An 18,318-nucleotide genomic window follows, 5' to 3' on the forward strand; every position below is an offset into this window, starting at 1 on the left:
AGGACAAGCTGGTGAACAAGAAGGTCGTTGAACGACTGATGGCTGAGCAAGGGTTGAAGTCAGTGGTACGGCCTAAGAAATACCGTTCCTATCGTGGTGTTGTCGGCAAGGTGGCGGCGAATTTGCTGGAGCGAAATTTTGTTGCCCAACGGCCTAATCAGAAGTGGGTGACCGACGTGACTGAATTCAAGGTGGCGCAACAGAAGCTCTATCTCTCGCCGGTGATGGATTTGTACAACGGTGAAATCGTGGCGTACGAAACGGCCAAACGTCCTTGCTACAGCCTGGTTGGGAACATGCTCGACAAGGCCCTCGACTGCTTGGGAGAGAAGCCGAAGCTTGTGCTGCATTCAGATCAGGGATGGCATTACCAGCAGGCTCAGTATCGTCACAAGCTCCGTGGGCGAGGCGTGAAACAGAGCATGTCGCGCAAGGGCAATTGCCTGGACAACGCGGCCATGGAAAGCTTCTTCGGTACGCTCAAATCTGAATTTTTCTACCTGAAGCGCTTTGAGAGTGTCGATGAGTTGAAAGCGGGCCTGGACGAGTACATCCGCTACTACAACCATGACCGCATCAAACTGAAGCTCAATGGCCTGAGCCCTGTTGAGTACAGGGCTCAGGCTGCAGCATAGAACTGTCCAACTTTTAGGGGGCAGTCCAGAGACCGAGTTGCAGCCTGAAGCGCTTTAGCGAGCCATGACCGAGTTGAAGAGCTCCGAAGCCAACCACCCCTCCAGCCAGCTCCGCACTTGCGGATAAGCCGCCTCGGCGAACCACTGCGGTTCGACCCCGGCAAACTGGCGCATCAGGGGCAACAGGGCGGCATCGGCCAGGCTCGGGTGAGCGGCCAGCAGGTACGGCCGGCCTTCGAGCAACTGTTCCAGCTCCGCCAGCCAGGCTTCGGCCTGCTGGCGATAATGCTCGCGTGAGTGCTCCGGGTAGCGCTCGGCGTACTTGTACAGGTTCACCTGTGCCTTGAACGTGCTGTCGTTGCGGGTAATCAGCGCCTCGGCGTGCTGCGCCGCGGCCGGGTCGGCCTGCAGGCGCCAGTCCAGCGGGTCGTGCTGCTCGAGTGCCCAACGCATGATGTCCAGGCTCTCTTCCAGTACACCGTCACCGGTATCCAGCACCGGCACCGTGCCCTTGGGCGACAAGGCCAGCAGTGCGGCCGGCTTGTTCTTCATCGCCACCTCGACAATCTCTACCGCGCAGCCGGCATAGCGCAGCGCCAGGCGCGCACGCATCGCCCACGGGCAGCGGCGGAACGAGTAGAGGATCACCCGCACACCTCCACGTCGCTCAGGCCATTGCCCTGGCGGCGCACCTGGATCTGCACCGGAATGCGCTCGTGCATCTCCTGCACGTGAGAGATCACCGCGACCTTGCGGCCTTGCGCCTGCAGGCCGTCGAGGGCGTCCATCGCCAGTTGCAGCGACTCAGGGTCGAGGCTGCCGAACCCTTCGTCGATGAACAGCGACTCGATGCGCAGGGTGCTCGAGGCCATCGATGCCAGGCCCAGGGCCAGGGCCAGCGAGACCAGGAACGTTTCACCGCCAGACAGCGAGTGCACCGAGCGCAGCTCGTCGCCCATCTCGGTGTCCAGCACCAGCAGGCCCAGGGCGCTGCCACCGCGCTTGAGGCGATAGCGGCGCGCCAGCTGGCGCAGCTGGGCGTTGGCGTGATGCAGCAGCAGGTCGAGGTTGTAGCCTTGGGCGATCTTGCGGAACACGTCGCCCGAGGCCGAGCCGATCAGCGCGTTCAGCCGCGCCCAGCGCTGCCATTGCTGGTGGGCCTGCTCGATTTCCCCGGCCAACGCCTGGCTCGCCTGCTGGCGACGCTGATCGTCGGCCTGCTGCGCGCGCAATTCGGCGCATTGCTGCTCATGGCCGGCCAAGCGCTCGCGCAGTTCGCCCAGCGCTTGCTCAAGGTCTTCGGCCGACGATTCGACGGTCATCTGCGCGGCGTGTTGCTGCAGGCGCTGGTCGCGCTCCTGGAGCAGCACACGGCTCTGCTCGACGGCCTTCTCGGCAAGTTGCAGGCGCTGGCGCAGCTCGCCCAACTGGGCGTCGTCGATAGCCAACAGGCGATCCAGCCCGGCGTCGTCCAGCTCTGGATGCTCGGCACGCCACTGGGCGATGTCGCCCTGCAGCTGCTGGTACTCGCTTTCCAGTACCTGCTGTTGCTGGGTATTGGCCTTGATTTCACTGGCCAGCTGCACGCCCTGGGTGCGCAGATCCTGCAGGTGCTGGGCGGTTTGCGCATCGATGGCACGGGCCTGCTCCAGCTGGCTGTCCATGTGCTGGTGCCAGGCTTCGGCGCTGGCCTGCTCACCGAGCAGCTCGGCCAGCGCGGCCTGGGCCTGCTGACGTTGGCTTTCGAGGGCGGCGAGCTGCTGCTGCACGTGTGCCAGGGTTTGCTCGCGGGCTTGCTGCTGATCGCGCAGCTTGTCCAGTTGCACCTGGCGTGCCTGCAGTTCTTCCTGCTCGTCCTTGCGCTGCTCCAGTTGCTGCAGCCGCTGGGCGATTTGCTGGTCGAGGGCCAGGAAAGCGTTGGCCGGATCATCGCCGAGGGCTTTGAGCACATCACCCGGCAGCACGTTGGCCAGGCCGTCCAGGCCCTGCTTAAGCTGTTGTTCATCGCTGGCCAAGGCCTGGTGCTGCTGGTCGAGATGGCGCTGGGCCTGCTGTTGGGCCTCCTGCGCCGCCTGCAGTTGCTGGTTGAGGCGCGCGGCATCCTTTTGCAGGGCAAGCAGGGCACTCTGGCGCTTCTCGTCCTTGCCGATCTCTTCGTCCAGGCGCCGCAGCTGGCTGTCGAGCCAGGCGCTGCGGGCCTTGTCGTCCTGCGGGGCGAGGGCGGGCCAGAGGCTGTGCGACTGCAGCTGGGCCACCAGCGGTTGTACCTGTTCGGCAAGTTGCTGCTGTTGCTGTTGATGGTCCTTGAGCTGAGCGTTGACCACGCCCAGCTGGGTGCGCAGGTCGACCAGCTTGCCGTTGAGGGTTTCGACCTGTTTCTGCGCGGTTGCTTCTTCAGCATGGTCATGGCGACCGAGGCTTTGCAGCAGGGCCTCGGGTTGATGGAACGGGTGTTCGGCACTGCCACATACCGGGCAGGGCTCGCCGTCGCGCAACTGGGCGCGCAGCTCTTCGACGCTGTTAGTGCGCGCCAGGCGCTGGCGCTCCAGCAACTGCCGAGTGAGGTTGAGCGCCTGTTCGGCAGCTTCCTGCTCGGCCTTGGCCGCAGTGCCTTCGCCGATCAGTTGCTGGCGTTGCTGCATGGCCTGCTGCTGACGCTCACGCAGGGCATCGAGCTGCTGGCGCAGTTCCTGTTCACGGCCGTGCAGGCGCGAAAGTTCTTCGACGGCGCGTTGCTGCTTGCGGTTGTCCTGCAGCATGTTGCCGAGCAGGTCGATCTGTTCGGCCAGGGCCTGTGGTTCGGCCTTGGCTTCGCGGAACAGCAGCTCGAAGTGCTCGCGCAGGGCCTGCAATTGAACATTGGCCTGGCTGGCCTGGGCCTGCAGGCCAGGCAGCTCTTCCCGGCCCTTGGCCAAGCGGCCACCGATCAGCATCACCTGCTTGAGTTGTGGCAGGTAGGCCTGCCAGGCATTGGCCAGGCCGGCCAAATGCTGGCTGTCGGCCAGGGCGCTGTCGATCTGGGCCAGTTGCTGCTGGCTGCGCTGCTGGTTTGCTTCCATTTGCTGCAGTTGCTGCTGGCCTTCGGCAAGCTGCTGGGTGGCCAGCTCGCAGGCGCTACGCTGCCCCGCCAGTTCCTGGTCAAGACGTATCAGGTGGTCCTGGGCTGCGAAGGCCTGGCGCAGGCGCGGGGCATTTTCGCTGTGCAAGGCCTGGCGTTGTGCCAGGGCCTCCTGAGACGCCAGCGATGCGTGTTCCAGCTCCACGGTGCGCCTTTGCAATTCGGTTTGCTGGCGCTGTTGCTCGGCGATTTGTGCCACCAGTGGTGCCAGTTGCGCGCCGAGCGTCTGCTGCCGGTGGAACTGGTGGCGCTGCGGCGCCAGGCGCTCCAGGCGTTGCAGGTCGAGGCGTTGCTCAGCCAGCTGTTGCCAGTCTTGTTCGGCTGCTTGAAGGGTGGCGCTGGCTTCGCCGTGCTGGGCCTGCAGCTGACGCTGTTCATTGAACCAGTTGCGTTGCTGCTCGAGTTGGCGCTCGCCGGCCTGGTCGGCCTTGAACTGCTGCAATGCCTGTTCCAGGCGCTGGTCGAGTTCGGCGCGGGCCTCTGCGGCCATCGGCAGGAGGTGGCTGGCACGCTCCTTGAGGGCGTTGTAGGTGTCTGCAGCTTCCCGCGCCTTGCTGAAGGCACGTTGGCCGAGGCGGGTATAGATGGCGGTGTTGGTGAGCTTTTCCAGTAGCTCGCTGCGTTCTTTGTCGTCGGCCTTGAGGAAGGCGCCGAACTCACTTTGTGCCAGCATCACCGCGCGGGTGAACTGCTCGAAATTCAGGCCCAAGCGGGCTTCGATCAGTTGCTTGTATTCGTTCTTGCCGCTGCCCAGCAGCTGTTCGCTGTCCAGGTCATACAGGCTCTGGCGGCTCAACTGCAGCTTGCCGTTGGCCTTGTCGCGGGCGCGGTTGGCTTCCCAGCGGGCGCGGTAGCGGTGGCCGTCGATGCCGACGAAGTCGACTTCAGCAAAGCCGCTGCCGGTGCCCCGGCGCAGCAGGTTGCGCGGGTCGGACGTGGGGATTTCGCCGTCGGCATCCGGCACCTTGGCTTCGCGGGCGATGTCGCTCAGGCGCGGCACTGTACCGAACAAGGCCAGGCACAGGGCATCGAGCAGGGTGCTCTTGCCGGCGCCGGTAGGCCCGGTGATGGCGAACAGGCCGGCGCTGGCCAGGGGCTCGGCGGTGAAGTCGATATCGACCGGGCCGACCAGGGATGCCAGGTTCTTCAGGCGGATGGCGAGAATCTTCATGGCTGTTCCTCTTCCAGCTGGACGTCCTGCAGCAGCAGGGCGAAATCGGCCAGGGCCTGCTCGTCGACGGGGTTGCCGTAGGCCTGTTCCCAGGCGCGGCTGAACAGGTCCTGTGGGGTCATCTGCGCCAACTCGACGAATTGCAGGTCGTCGTCTTCGCTGTTGGTGCGGCCGGCGTATTCGGCGCTGATGCGGATCAACCGTACGGCCTTGCCCTGAAGCGCGGTTTCGATCTGCTGGCGCAGGTCGGGTTGCGGCTCGTCGAGAACCACTCGCACCTCCAGCCAAGGCTGACGGTTGGGGTCTTCGAGCAGGTCGATCACCGGCAGCTCGGCCAGTTGTTCGAGCAGTTCGCCGAGCGGCGCCGGGCCGACCCGCTGCAGGGCCACCGCACGCGGCACCGGGCGCGGCTCGACGCTGACCAGCTCGCTGCCCTCGAGTTCGACTTCCAGTACCTGGTGCGGGTAGTTGATTTCGGCGAACGACAGCGGGATCGGCGAGCCGCTGTAGCGGATGCGGTTTTCGCGGTTGACCTTCTGCGGCTTGTGCAGGTGGCCGAGCGCCACGTAGCTGATCGACTTGTCGAACAGCTTGGCTGGCAGTGCCTCGGCATTGCCGATGATCAGGCTGCGCTCGGAGTCTTCGGACACCGCACCACCGGCCATGTGGGCGTGGCTGATGGCGATCAGCGCCTGGTCCTTCTTGCGTTTCTTCTGCGCCGCGCCAATCAGTTGCTGGTGCACCTGGGTGATGCCTTGCAGGTAGTCGTCGCCCAGCTGCGGGCCGGTCACTTCGGCCGGGCGCAGGAAGGGCAGGGCCAGGCACCAGGCAGCGACCTTGCCACGGCCATTGGTCAGCGGGATCAGCAGGCGCTCGGCGTCCAGTTGGCCTTCGTCGAGCCAATGCACCCGGCCCAGCGCGTGGGTGCGCAGGCGGCGCATGAGTGCCGCCGGCAATTCGATACGCGAGCCGGAGTCGTGGTTGCCGGCGATCATCACGATGTCCAGCTTCGGTTGCTGCTCGTGGGCCTGGACGATGAAGTCGTAAAGCCGCTCCTGGGCTTTGACCGGCGGGTTGACCGTGTCGAAGATGTCGCCAGCGATCAGCAGCGCGTCCGGCTGGCGCAGGCGCAGCTGGCCGAGCAGCCAGTCGAGGAAGCAAGCGTGTTCGAAGTCGCGTTCCTGGCCGTGCAGGCTTTGGCCCAGATGCCAGTCGGAGGTGTGAAACAGACGCATGGATGACCTGTTGGTGTCGAGTCAGCAAGCCGGGGCTTGGCTTGGGAGGTGGGCGTTGCGCAAGGGCGGTATGGTAACTCAAGCTTGCGTCGGGGTGCATGGCAGCGCGGATAGGCCGATGAACAACTGGCAGCCGTGATGCGGTCATTGTTCTGCAACAGCGCTCGCCTGGCATTTTTGTCAGTTGCCTTGCTGTTGTTGATGGCTGAAAAGTTGTGCTTGGGCAATTTACCTATCTCAGCCGCATGATGCGAGGCGATGGCAAACCTGGCACAGGTCTATACGGTGTACGGGTACTGCGCACGACCCGGCAAAAAGACTGCACTTGGTTTCAATGGTGAACGGCTGGTCGTTGAGTTGGCAAGTTACCTCTTGGGCAACGGTTATCGTGCCTTGCCTTTGTACGAGCAGCAACCAACCATCGCTCAAGACTTGGCGAAGACCAAATACAATCACTTACCCAAAAGAAAAAAATTGGAGTTTGACAGTTCGCGAGACACTGAGACGCCCATGATGGATGCGCTCGGCAACTTTGATAATCCTTTACTGCCAGTGTTGCGCATTGTCCATGTCGCTAAGTCGGTAGGGAGTGACCCCGCTTCGCCTGTCCAAACGGCTGCACAACTTCGAGCGGGAGAGTCAGTGGTTTGAACTGTTCATCGTGTTACGGCCGTTTCGTGACTTGGCTCTCACGCTACCCGAGTTGCAGGCTTGCCCTTGAACCAATCTTGAACTAGCCTCGGAACCGGCCAAATTCCAGGCCATTCACACCCACGGACGATCATCACGGAGCTCCCCATGGAAGGCATCCCGCAAACCCAATCCAGCACTGGCAACCTCAAGCCGAAATGGCAGGAGCGTTTCGCTTTCTTCGATCAGCACGGCAGCCCGAGCAGCGCCGCCTACAAGGCCGCCCTGAAAGCTGCGCCCTTCGGCAAAAGGCTGCTGATCGGAATGAACTTCATCGCCTTCTTCTTCGGCCCGATCTACTTGTTTGTGCTGGGTCTGTGGAAAAAGAACTTGTCCCTGCTGGGGATCATTGTGGCGATCACCTTGGTGATCGAGATTTTCCAGAATGTGACTGGCATCGTCATGCCGAAGGCGCTGGATACTGGCATCAACGTGGCGTTCAACGTGATGTACGGGATTCTCACCAACTATGCTTATTACCTGAAGCAGACCACGGGCAAGCAAGGCTGGAACCCGTTCGAGGGCTTGCGTTTCATTTGAAGGCTTTGTAGCGCGCGAAAGGGCTTAGAGGTGCCTGGCGGGAGAGACTCAGCGCCTGTGAGATCGAGCGCCGCCCGCGCGGCGCATCGCGGGCAAGCCCGCTCCCACATTTGTTTCGGGCCAGTCACTCCTGCACTGCCAACAGGGACCGCCTTGGTGCATGACTTGAGATAGGTGGAGTAGCATTAGCGCCCACCGAGATGTATCGCCATGCCAACAAGGCTGCTCCTGTTGGCATCACAGGAGTGACTGGCCCAAAACAAATGTGGGAGCGGGCTTGCCCGCGATGCGCCGCGCGGGCGGCGCTCGATCTCAGGAGCGCTGAAGATCCCAAGGCATGACTTCCAAACCCAAACCCTCACTTCGGATAAAGCGGCGGCAAACTCCCACTCTCGCCCGCAGGCAACAATACCTGCTCCGCCGGCGGAATCGTGCCGATCGCCCGCCACAGATCCTCCCCCTGCCAATACTGCCCACTCTCGCTATAAAGCGCTCCGTTCAACCCATCCAGCGCATCCGATAACGGCACGAACCGCGCCGCCATCTCGGCCAGGGTCTCCGGCTGCTGCCGCGCCCAGGCATCGAGCGCCTGGCGGGTAGCCTGTGGGTCGTTGGCCTGGCATGCGCGCTTGAGGTCATCCAGCAAAGTCCGCGGGCTCGGCCCGTTCTGCGCAGCACGCAGCACCGCTGGTTGCGAGCGGGCGCGCCACCACAGGGCGAAACCGAGCACAGTGGTCAGGGCGAACAGCAGGGTGGCGAGCTGCCAGGGCCACAGCAGCTGATTCGCACCGCCAAGGTCGCCAACCGGGGAGTCGGCGCTCAGCGCCGGGTTGTCTAACACATCCAGCATGCGCGCCGGCAGGCTGCTGTGCTCCAGATGGTCTTCGCGGGTGTTCCACCAAGTGACTTCCACGGCCGGCAGGGCCAGCTTGCCGCTGTGGGTCGGCACCAGCGCTTCACGCTCTTCGCGGTTGGCAGTCATGCCGCGTTCGTTGATCTCGTTGCGCAGCACCGGCTGGTCCGGGTAGCGGCGCAGGCCGACGATCTCGGTGGCGGGCAGTTGTGGCAGCTGGGTGCTCGACAGGCCTTCGGCGCGCAGGGTGATGCTGCGCGTCAATGAGTCGCCAATCTGAGGTTGCTGGCTCGCCGGGTCTGGGTTCCAGTGTTCTTCCAGGCTCAGGCCTCGCGCCGGCAGCCAGGGCACGTTGGCCGGCCAGGCAGCGGGGATGGGGCGTACTGCCAGGCGTAGCGGCAGCGAACTGACCTGCACCTGGCGGCCGACCCGGGCGGTGCTGGCAGGTTGCTGGCTGTTGTCGGCGGCGGTGGCAGTGAAGGTCAGCGGCGGGATGTCCAGGTCGCCGCTCTGCTGCGGGTACACCGCGTAGCGGGTTTCGATCACCCCGTGGCGCACACCGTTGATTTCCTTCTCGTAAGTGCGCGACTCACCCAGCGGCTCGACCTTGGCATTCTCCAGCTGCAGTGGGCTCAGGCTGCTGTCGTCGTACAGCGACACCGAGTGGTAGATGCGCAGGGTCAGCACGGCCTGTGCCTGGACGTACACCTCGTTGCTGTCCAGGGTGGCTTCGACGAAGACTTGCGAGGCGACTTCCGGGCGGCTGCTGTCGGCCTGCAGCACTTGCAGGTCGATGGCCTGGCTGTGCGACTGGCCCAGTTGCAGCTCGGGAATACGCAGGCTGCCGCTGCGCCGGGGCAGCAGGGTAATGATCCAGCGGGTGCTGGCGCGGGTTTCGCCGTCGAGGGTGTGCAAGCTGTTCAACTGGCGCGTGCCGCGCACTTCGAAGTCGCCTTCCAGGGCACGCAAATCAGGCTTGCCGAACTGGGTCACGTCCTGGCTTTCGAGGGTCAGTTCGAGGGTTTCGCCGGCCTCCAGGCGCGTGCGGTCGACGCTGGCCTGCAGCGTGGGTAGGGCCTGGGCCATGATGGCCCACAACAGGCCAAGAACAAAGACGCCGAAGCGACTCATCGTGTGTTTTCCTGATGCAATTGCTGTTCATACCAGAATTTGCGCCGCAACAGCTCCGCCGGGTTGTCGGGGATCTCGCGCAGCCATTGTTCCAGAGCCTGACGCTGCTCGGCATCGAGGCTGGTCGATACCGGGCGCTGCGGCGGCTGGGTGATGCTGTCGTCATCGCCGCCCTGGTTGCCAGGCGCCGCCTGGCTGTTGTTGCTGCCTTCACCGGGTTGTTCGGCGCTGGCCTGTTCTTCGCTCGCAGGCGTGCCCTGGGCAGGGCTGCTGGCCGAACTGCTGTTGCCTTCGGTTTCGCTGCCCGGAGTGCCTTGGGCGTCGCTCTCGGCCGGTTGTTCCTCGGCCTGGGCCTCGCGTTGCTGCAGCAACTGTTGCACCAGCGCCTGGTTGGCCAGTGCCGGCTGCAGGTCGGGCTGGCGCTCCAGGGCCTGTTCGTAGGCATCCAGGGCGGCTTCCAGCTCGCCGCTACGGGCCAGGGCATTGCCTCGATTGTAGTGGGCTGCGGCGCTGTCGCCCTGGGCGAAGGCTTCGGCGGCAGCGGCGTAGTCGCCGGCCTGGTACAGCGCCATGCCGCGCCATTGCGGGTCCTGGAAATGCCGGGCGGCGTCTGCCGGGCGCTGCTTGCCCAACAGCATCTGGCCCTGTTGATCGGGGCGCAGCCACAGGTCGTTGAACTCGAAGGCCTGGCTCGGTTGTGGCAGGGCCAGCAGCAGCGGCAGGCAGAACAGCCAGCCGCGGCGCCCGGCACAGGCGGCCAGCAACAACAATGGCAGCAACAGCCAGTAGCCCTGGTCGGCCCAGCTGTCCAGCTGCAGGGTCTGGCCGGCATCGTGCAGGCGGCGCGGGTTGTCGAACAGGCCAAGGCCGCGCAGGTCGAGGTCGTCGATGCGGGCATGGCGGTAGCGCCCGCCGGTGCCGCTGATGAAGGCCTTGAGGCTGGCACTGTCGAGCCGTGGCAGGAGGATGCCCCCCTGGTCATCCTTGAGGTATTCGCCATTGGCCTGGCGCACCGGCGCGCCGTCGCCGGTGCCGATGCCAAGCATCAGCAGGCTCGGGCCCTGGCGGCCGAGGGCCTGGCTGATGCCTTGGCGCTCCGCTGCGCTCAGCGCCGAGCCGACCAGCAGCAGACGGCCCTGGCCGAGGCCGCTCTGCGCCAGCAGGGCCAGGCCTTTTTGCACGGCAAGGTCGGCGCGTTGGCCCGGTTTGGGCATGATCGATGGGTCGATGGCTTCCAGCAGGTTGCGCGTGGTGCCGAGGTCATCCGACAGCGGCACCAGCGTGTGCGCACTGCCGGCGTAGACGATCAGCGCGGTCTGGCTGTCGTTGCGGTGTTCGAGCAAGTCGAGGATCTTGCGTCGCGCCTGTTCCAGGCGGTTGGGCGTAACATCCTCGGCCAGCATCTGCGGGGTCAGTTCGAGCAGGATCACCAGCGGGTCGGCGGGGCGCTGGCGGGTTTCTTCCAGGCGCTGCCAGCTCGGCCCGAGCAGGGCCAGCACCACCAGCAACCAGGCCAGGCCCAGGGCCACCCAGGGCAGCTTGCTGTTGCTGCCGCTGCCACCGCCGAGCAGCACCGGGTGGAACGCTGGCGGCAGGATCATCTGCCAGCGCCCGGCACGTTTGCGCCGGTGCCAGAGCTTGAACAGCAGCCAGCCGAGCAGGGGCACGACCAGCAGCCAGAGCGGGCGCAACCATTGTGGCCAGAGATCGATCATCGCCGTTTCCTCAGGCGCAGGCGTTTCAGGCGCTGGCGCCATTCCGGATGGGGTTGCAGGAAGCGGGGTCTGCGCAGCACCTTGTGCAGCAGGTTGTCGGGCCATTGCACTGCCACCACCAGCAACACGCTGAGCAGCAGGGCCAAGGCCAGCGGCCAGGCATACAGGGCTTTGGCCGTACGCGCTTGGGTTGGCTGCTGGGCCACCGGTTCAAGCTGGTCGAGGGTATCGCCGATGGCGTTCAGCTCAGCGCCGTCATGGGCGCGGAAGTAGGCGCCGTGGGTGATTTCGGCAATCTCCCTGAGTGACGCTTCGTCGAGGTCCAGGCTCGGGTTCAGGCCGAGCAGGCCGGGGGTACCGCTGGCCTCGGGGTTGGCGCCGATACCAATGGTATAGATGCGCACGTCTTCCTGGGCAGCCAGGCGGGCGGCTGTCAGTGGGTGGATCTGCCCGCCGTTGTTGGCACCATCGGTGACCAGCACCAGTACCCGGCTTTGCGCCGGGCGCTGGCGCAGGCGCTTGACCGCCAGGCCGATGGCGTCGCCGATGGCGGTGTTCTTGCCGGCGATGCCGATCTGCGCCTCGTCGAGGAAGGTGCGCACGGTGCGCCGGTCGAAGGTCAGCGGGGCTTGCAGGTAGGCCTGGCTGCCAAACAGGATCAAGCCGACACGGTCGCCTTCGCGGTCTTGCAGGAAGTCGCCGAGCAGTGCCTTGACCAGGTCGAGGCGGCTGATGTCTTCGTCTTTCCACTGCATGTCGGGGAAGTCCATCGAGCCCGAGACATCCACTGCCACCAGCAGGTCGCGGCCACTGGAGGCCACCGGCACCGGCTCGCCAAGCCATTGCGGGCGCGCGGCGGCCAGCAGCAGCAACAGCCAGATCACCACATACGGTGCCTGTTGGCGCAGGGTCGGCAGGTTCAGCCGTGCACGGCGCCCGGCCAGGCCCTCCAGTTCGTCGAGGAAACCGACCTTGAGCACCGGCTCGCCGCTGTCGGCGGCGGGCAGCAAAAGGCGCGCCAGCCACGGTAGCGGCAGCAACACGAAGATCCACGGCCAGGCCAGCTCAAACATGTTTGCGAATCCAGGTTTCGACCGCCTGGCTGAGCCCGACGATAGCCTTGTCGTCGAGCTTGCACTCGGGCTTGTAGGCGCCTTCGACCAGCACCATCCAGCGGGTCAGGCCGGCGGCCGGGCAGCGGTTGTCGAGAAAGGCCAGCCACTGGCGGCCGTTCAAGGTATGGCTGTTGGCACCGGGGTAGTGGTTGCGGCACAGGCGCTTGAGCAGGGCGTTGATCTGCTGCAGCCAGGCGCCGGCCGGTGCGCCGTCGTAGGGGCGCGGCAGGCGGGCGAGTTCGGCCAGCGCTTCCAGGCGCACCGGGTCGAGCGGCAACTCGGCGCGTACCACCGGGCGCTTGCCCGGCCGCCAGCGGCGCAACCGCCACAAGCCCCAGACCAGCAGTGGCAACAGCGCAAGCAACAGCCACCAGCCCGGTGCTGGCGGCCACAGGCCGATCGCTGGCGGTGCGATCAGCGGTTGCAGCTGGTCCAGCGGGTTCACTGGCCACTCCCGGGGCGCTGGGCGTTCAGGTATTCGCGCAGTTGTTCGATCATCTCGCTCTGGGTGCTCAGCGGCATCAGCAGCACGCGCAGCTTCTGTGCCATCAGCTCCCAGCGCTCGATGCGAGCTTCGGCCTGGTGACGGTAAGCCTGGCGCAGGTTGGCGTCCAGGGTGTCAAGCTCCAGCTGCGCGCCGCGTTGGGCGAAGCGCAGCAGGCCGGCGGCGGGCAGGGCGTGGTCGAGCGGGTCGGACACCGGCATCAGCAGCAGGTCGCAATGGCGCGAGAGCATGGCCAGGTGTTGCTCGGCCTGGGCGCTGAGCGAGCGTTCGTCGCAGATGACAATGGCCAGGCTGCCAGGGCGCAACACCTCACGGGCGCGGCGCAGGGCCAGGCCAAGGCTGTCGGCCTGGGGCGCGGCTTCGGTGTGCAGGGCCTGGTTGACCTTGGCCAGGCGGTTGAGCAGCTGCAGCAGGCTCTGCTTGCTGCGCCGGGGTTTGATCTCGTGGTGCTCGTTATCGCCGAACACCAGCCCGCCGATACGGTCGTTGTGGCCCAGCGCGGCCCAGCCGAACAGCGCGGCAGCTTCGGCTGCGAGCACCGACTTGAACATCAGTCCCGAGCCGAAGAACAGGCGCTGGCTCTGCTCGACGAGGATGAAAATCGGCCGTTCGCGTTCTTCGTGGAACAGCTTGGTGTGCGGTTCCTGGGTGCGTGCGGTGACGCGCCAGTCGATGTTGCGTACATCGTCACCGGCCTGGTACACGCGCACCTGGTCGAAGTCCACGCCCCGCCCGCGCAGTTTGGAATGGTGCAGGCCGACCAGCGGGCTGCGCTGGCCAGGGCGGGAAAACAGCTGGATCTCGCGCACGCGGTGGCGCATGTCGATCAGTTCGGCGAGGCCGATGCGGATGCCGGGTTCGGCCTGCAGCGCGGTGGGCATGGGTCAGGCGACGGCCACGACGTCGAGGATGCGCTGGACCACGCGGTCCTGATCGATCCCTGCGGCTTCGGCTTCGAACGACAGGATGATGCGGTGGCGCAGCACATCGAACAGCACCGCCTGGATGTCCTCGGGGCTGACGAAGTCGCGCCCGGCCAGCCAGGCATGGGCACGGGCGCAGCGGTCAAGCGCGATCGAGCCGCGCGGGCTGGCACCGTAGGCGATCCAGTCGGCCAACTCGGCATCGAACTTGGCCGGGGTGCGGGTAGCCATCACCAGTTGCACCAGGTATTCCTCCACGGCGTCGGCCATGTACAGGCCGAGTATTTCCTTGCGTGCGGCAAAGATTGCCTGCTGGCTGACCCGACGCTCGGGCTTCACTTCGCCGCCCAGTGCTTCGCCACGGGCCTGGGCGAGGATACGGCGCTCTACGGCGGCATCGGGGAAGCCGATCTTCACGTGCATCAGGAAGCGGTCGAGCTGGGCTTCGGGCAGCGGGTAGGTGCCTTCCTGCTCAATCGGGTTCTGTGTGGCCATTACCAGGAACAGCGGCGACAGGTCGTAGGTGCTGCGGCCCACGCTGACCTGGCGTTCGGCCATGGCTTCGAGCAGCGCCGACTGCACCTTGGCCGGGGCACGGTTGATTTCATCGGCCAGCACCAGGTTATGGAAGATCGGCCCCTGCTGGAACACGAAGCTGCCGGTTTCCGGGCGATAGATCTCGGTGCCGGTGATGTCGGCGGGGAGCAGGTCGGGGGTGAACTGGATGCGATGGAACTGCGCCTCGATGCCTTCGGCCAGCTCTTTGATGGCCTTGGTCTTGGCCAGACCCGGGGCCCCTTCGACCAGCATGTGGCCGTCGGCCAACAGCACGATCAACAGCCGCTCGACCAGCTTCTCCTGGCCTAGGATCTGGGAGGAAAGAAAGGTGCGTAGCGCGATCAGCGCTTCACGGTGTTCCATCGGTGGCGGTTCCTGGGTTTGCGCCAGGTCGCGGACGACCTGGCAGGGGCTGATACTTTAATCTATCCAGGGGGGCGCCGACCAATGAAGGGCGGGATTTTTATCGCTGCCACAGTCGCTGCAGGGCGCGCCCGCACGCTTATCGGCTCAGTTCTTCGAGGCGGAGTGCTTGCGCCCCTGGTCGCACAGGGCGAACACCACGACCAGCACCCCGGCGATTGCCAGGATCAGCGCTACACCATCGGTGGAATGGGTCGCCGAGCCGGCCACCAGGGCCAGGCCGCCCAGCGGTGCCAGGCCACCGGCCACCGCCGTGCCGATCTCACGGCCTGTACCGAAGCCGGAGGCGCGCGTTTGGGTCGGGAACTGGCGGCTGAGGAACGAACCTTGCGGGGCGAACATCATCGGCGCGAGGATGCCGGTGCCGATCGCGATGGCGATGTAGATCTGGGTGGGCTCACCGGTGCCCAGCAGCTGCAGGAACGGGTAGGCGAACACTGCCGACAGGACCCCGCCTAGCATCAGCACGGTCTTGCTGCTCCAGCGGTCGCACAGCCAGCCGAAGAACGGCACGGCGAATATCGCCACGAGGCTGGCGATGGTCACCGACAGCGAGGTGACATGCGCCTCCACGCCCTTGAACTGGGTCAGGTAGGCCAGCGAGAAGGTCTTGAAGATGTAGCTCAGGGCGTTGTAGCCGATGGCCACGAAGAACACCACGGCCAGGCCCTTGAGGTCGTTCCTGAACAACAGTTTCAATGGCGACACCTGTGGCTTGCTGCTGTCGGCCTTGTCCAGCTCCTTGAAGTCCGGTGTCTCCGGGATGCTCTTGCGCACCCACAGGCCGATCGCCACCAGGGCGATGCTGGCGATGAACGGGATGCGCCAGCCGCCGGCCAGGAGGAATTCGTTACCGTTCATGGTCAGCAGGTACACCGTCAGCGACGACAGCAGCAGCCCCAGGTTCAGCCCCAGCGCCGGCCAGGCGCCCTGGCTGCCGCGCTTGCCTTCGCTGGCATGTTCATAGGAGGTCACCGCCGCGCCGGACAGCTCGGCACCCGCGCCCAGGCCCTGGATGATGCGGATCACCACCAGCAGGATCGGTGCCCAGATGCCGATGCTGGCGTAGCTTGGGATCAGCCCGATCAGCGCCGTGCACACGCCCATCATGCAAAAGGTGATCACCAGCACATGCTTGCGCCCGAAACGGTCGCCCAGGTAGCCGAACAGAATGCCGCCGAAGGGGCGGGCAATGAAGCCGATGGCGAAGGTGGAGAAGGCCAGCAGCGAGGCCACCGCCGGGTTGCTGGCATCAAAGAAGATCTTCGAAAACACGATCGCGGCCATCGTCGCGTAAAGGTAGAAGTCGTACCACTCCAGCATCGAGCCGAAGATGGTCGCCGCCGCCACCTTGCGCAGGCGCTTGCGTTGCTGTTGCGGGGTCTCGTGCGCGGCCGGGGCCGCCTCATGTACCGACATGGGGGGTTCCTTATTGTCTTTGTAGTTGTGGGTGAAGCAGATTTCAGCGGGCCTTGAGGATCTTCGCGGCGATCATCTGGCCGATCGGAATGGCCGAGGTGGCAGCCGGCGACGGGGCATTGCAGACATGCACCATGCGCGGGGTCTCGGCGAACAGGAAGTCATGCACCAAGGTGCCGTCGCGCATCACCGCCTGGGCGCGAATACCCGCCTCGTAGGGCAGCAGGTCTTCCACTTGCAGCGACGGGCAGTACTTGCGGCACTGTTCCAGGTAGCCGCGCTTGAACAGCGAGTTCTTCATCTCGGTGGTGCCGGAGCCGAGGTTGTTCCAGAGGGTTTTCCAGAAGCCTGGGAAGCTGGCGTACTCGGCGACGTCGCGCCAGTTGAGCGAAAACTTGCGGTAGTTCTCGCGACCGAAGCCGAGCACGGCGTTCGGGCCGACGGTGACGCTGCCGTCGATCATGCGCGTCAGGTGCACGCCGAGGAATGGCAGCTCCGGGTCGGGGATCGGGTAGATCAGGTGGTTGACGATCTGGTTCTTGCTGGCCGGCAGGCGGTAGTACTCACCGCGGAAGGGGATGATCTGGTGGTCGATCTTCACCCCGGCCAGGCGCGCCAGGCGGTCGGACTGCAGGCCGGCGCAGGCCACCAGCTGGCGGGCGCGCCAGGTGTGGCTGTCGGTGCCGACGGCGACATGGTCGGCGTGCTCCTGGATGGCACGCACGCGAGTAGACAGGTGTACTTCGCCGCCAGCCTGGCGGATCACCTTGGCCATGGCGTTGCACACCTGGGTGTAGTCGACGATGCCGGTGGCATCAAGGAACAGCGCGCCCTTGCCGACGATGTTCGGCTCACGTTCGGCCAGTGCGGCCGCACCCAGGCGCTCGACGTTCAGGCCGTTCAGTTGCGAGCGCTCGTACAGCGCCTGCATGCGTTGCACTTCCAGGTCATTGGAGGCCACCAGCAGCTTGCCGCAGACTTCGAAGGCAATGCCGTGCTCGGTGCAGAAGTCCTTGGTCGCCTGGGCGCCGCGCTTGCACAGTTCGGCCTTCAGGCTGCCAGGCGCATAGTAGATGCCCGCATGGATCACCCCGCTGTTGTGGCCGGTCTGGTGGCGGCCGAGGCTGGCTTCCTTCTCCAGGATCAGCAGGGATGCGCCCGGGCGTTGTTCGAGCAGGGCCATCGCGGTGGCAAGGCCGACGATGCCGCCGCCGATGATGCAGTAGTCATAAGTCATGCAGGGGTACCTTGGTGTTCTTGTCGGTGGATCTGCTTATCAGGTTGTCAGACTAAGTAATGCGTAAAAAAGGCCCGCGTCAGGCCACGTCGGTTTCTCCGGGGTCAGTCGAGGGCGGGGAGGTCGATCTTCAGGCGCTTGGCCGAGGCACGCAGGTGCGCTTCGGCGCAGGCCGCGGCCGCCTGGCGGTCGCCATCGGCTATGGCGTGGTACAGCGCCTGGTGTTCGCGATTGGCATCGGCCGAACCACCCACCGAGTGGGCAGCGGAGTTTTCCCAGGCGGTGCGCCGGGCACTGGCCAGCTGGCCACCGAGGAAGTCGTGGAAGGCCACGAAGTAATCGTTCTTGCTGGCTTCGGCAATCGCTCGGTGGAAGGCCACGTCGGCGGCCGAGGCGGTGGCGAAGTCAGTGCGCTTGTCGAGCATTTCCTGCAGGGCCTTGGCCATGTGGGCCAGGTCCTGCTCGTCGCGGCGGCGGGCGGCGATGGCGGCGGCCTGGGTTTCGATCCACAGGCGCATTTCGAACATCTGCACCAGGTCCGGCTTGCGGCCATTGCTGCCAGGGAAGCGGAACACGGTACCGGCGGGTGTTTGCGAGATGTAGGAGCCGAGCCCGCGCCGGGCGATCAGCACGCCGTCGGCCTTGAGCTGCGCCACCGCCTCGCGCACCACCGAGCGGCTGACATTCAGCTGTTCGGCCAGTTGCTGTTCGGTGGGCAGGCGCGATTCGGCGGCCAGGCGGCCGGAGTCGATCTCGGCGCGGATGGCGCTGACGACCCGGTCTACCAGGGTGTCGGGGCGCTGGAGCTCTAGCATGGAAACGGTTGCCTAGTTATCAGGTTGTCAGACAATGCCTGTGATGGGGCAGAGCTGTCAATGCTTCCTGGGAGGAAGCGGTAAGCAGGTCCGGTCCTTTCGCGGGCACGCCCGCTTGTATGGTTAGACTTGAAGGGGTGGTGGGACTAAATGCCCGATTCTGACTGTTCGCAGCAGTACAGACCGTGGGAGACATCGCCCCACCCCTTCCACCAAAGCGCCGATAAAGAATGCA

Annotated in this window: 15 protein-coding genes; 3 read left to right on the forward strand and 12 right to left on the reverse strand. The window is 65.2% G+C overall.

The window, feature by feature from the left end; genetic code table 11:
• Positions 1-635: IS3 family transposase (locus CQW31_RS29390; protein ID WP_143524246.1), on the forward strand; the 635-nt coding region annotated here is incomplete at its 5' end.
• Between the two features lie 54 nt (positions 636-689).
• Here the strand turns inward: CQW31_RS29390 and CQW31_RS29395 are convergent.
• Genes CQW31_RS29395 through CQW31_RS29405 form a run of 3 tightly spaced genes read right to left on the reverse strand, consistent with a single transcriptional unit; the run spans position 690 to position 6,159 of the window.
• Positions 690-1,283, reverse strand: a complete 594-nt coding sequence (locus CQW31_RS29395; RefSeq protein WP_099816042.1) for a glutathione S-transferase — start codon at positions 1,281-1,283, stop codon at positions 690-692.
• Positions 1,280-4,924, reverse strand: a complete 3,645-nt coding sequence (locus CQW31_RS29400; protein WP_099816043.1) for an AAA family ATPase — start codon at positions 4,922-4,924, stop codon at positions 1,280-1,282. Before CQW31_RS29400 ends, CQW31_RS29395 begins: the two co-directional genes overlap by 4 nt.
• Positions 4,921-6,159, reverse strand: coding sequence for an exonuclease SbcCD subunit D C-terminal domain-containing protein (locus CQW31_RS29405; protein ID WP_054885774.1), 1,239 nt, complete (start codon positions 6,157-6,159; stop codon positions 4,921-4,923). The genes CQW31_RS29400 and CQW31_RS29405 overlap by 4 nt, the downstream gene beginning before the upstream one ends.
• A gap of 258 nt (positions 6,160-6,417) precedes the next feature.
• Here CQW31_RS29405 and CQW31_RS29410 point away from each other — a divergent pair, with 258 nt between their 5' ends.
• Positions 6,418-6,810 carry a hypothetical protein gene (locus CQW31_RS29410; RefSeq protein WP_099816044.1) on the forward strand — a complete coding sequence of 131 codons (393 nt, stop codon included), beginning with the start codon at positions 6,418-6,420 and terminating at the stop codon, positions 6,808-6,810.
• A gap of 147 nt (positions 6,811-6,957) precedes the next feature.
• Complete coding sequence (locus tag CQW31_RS29415; protein WP_054885775.1) at positions 6,958-7,389, forward strand: DUF2628 domain-containing protein; 432 nt, start codon at positions 6,958-6,960, stop codon at positions 7,387-7,389.
• Between the two features lie 358 nt (positions 7,390-7,747).
• On the opposite strand, the gene CQW31_RS29430 is transcribed toward CQW31_RS29415, so the two are convergent.
• The 9 genes from CQW31_RS29430 to CQW31_RS29470 form a co-directional block, all read right to left on the reverse strand.
• Positions 7,748-9,373, reverse strand: a complete 1,626-nt coding sequence (locus CQW31_RS29430; RefSeq protein ID WP_099816045.1) for a BatD family protein — start codon at positions 9,371-9,373, stop codon at positions 7,748-7,750.
• Positions 9,370-11,088: a tetratricopeptide repeat protein gene (locus tag CQW31_RS29435; RefSeq protein ID WP_054885777.1), complete on the reverse strand. Its 1,719-nt coding sequence runs from the start codon at positions 11,086-11,088 to the stop codon at positions 9,370-9,372. Before CQW31_RS29435 ends, CQW31_RS29430 begins: the two co-directional genes overlap by 4 nt.
• Positions 11,085-12,161 carry a VWA domain-containing protein gene (locus tag CQW31_RS29440; RefSeq protein WP_054885778.1) on the reverse strand — a complete coding sequence of 359 codons (1,077 nt, stop codon included), beginning with the start codon at positions 12,159-12,161 and terminating at the stop codon, positions 11,085-11,087. The genes CQW31_RS29435 and CQW31_RS29440 overlap by 4 nt, the downstream gene beginning before the upstream one ends.
• Positions 12,154-12,648, reverse strand: a complete 495-nt coding sequence (locus tag CQW31_RS29445; RefSeq protein WP_027919336.1) for a DUF4381 domain-containing protein — start codon at positions 12,646-12,648, stop codon at positions 12,154-12,156. The genes CQW31_RS29440 and CQW31_RS29445 overlap by 8 nt, the downstream gene beginning before the upstream one ends.
• Positions 12,645-13,589 (reverse strand): DUF58 domain-containing protein, encoded by a 945-nt coding sequence (locus CQW31_RS29450; protein WP_054885779.1) that lies wholly within the window; start codon positions 13,587-13,589, stop codon positions 12,645-12,647. Before CQW31_RS29450 ends, CQW31_RS29445 begins: the two co-directional genes overlap by 4 nt.
• A gap of 3 nt (positions 13,590-13,592) precedes the next feature.
• Positions 13,593-14,552 (reverse strand): MoxR family ATPase, encoded by a 960-nt coding sequence (locus CQW31_RS29455; RefSeq protein ID WP_027919334.1) that lies wholly within the window; start codon positions 14,550-14,552, stop codon positions 13,593-13,595.
• 147 nt (positions 14,553-14,699) lie between these two features.
• Complete coding sequence (locus tag CQW31_RS29460) at positions 14,700-16,031, reverse strand: MFS transporter (RefSeq protein WP_054885780.1); 1,332 nt, start codon at positions 16,029-16,031, stop codon at positions 14,700-14,702.
• 43 nt (positions 16,032-16,074) lie between these two features.
• Positions 16,075-17,268, reverse strand: a complete 1,194-nt coding sequence (lhgO, locus tag CQW31_RS29465; RefSeq protein ID WP_099816046.1) for an L-2-hydroxyglutarate oxidase — start codon at positions 17,266-17,268, stop codon at positions 16,075-16,077.
• A gap of 104 nt (positions 17,269-17,372) precedes the next feature.
• Positions 17,373-18,083, reverse strand: a complete 711-nt coding sequence (locus CQW31_RS29470) for a FadR/GntR family transcriptional regulator (RefSeq protein WP_099816047.1) — start codon at positions 18,081-18,083, stop codon at positions 17,373-17,375.
• Positions 18,084-18,318: the final 235 nt, after the last annotated feature.

The organism is Pseudomonas sp. 382 (assembly GCF_002759075.1).
GTDB lineage: Bacteria > Pseudomonadota > Gammaproteobacteria > Pseudomonadales > Pseudomonadaceae > Aquipseudomonas > Aquipseudomonas vlassakiae.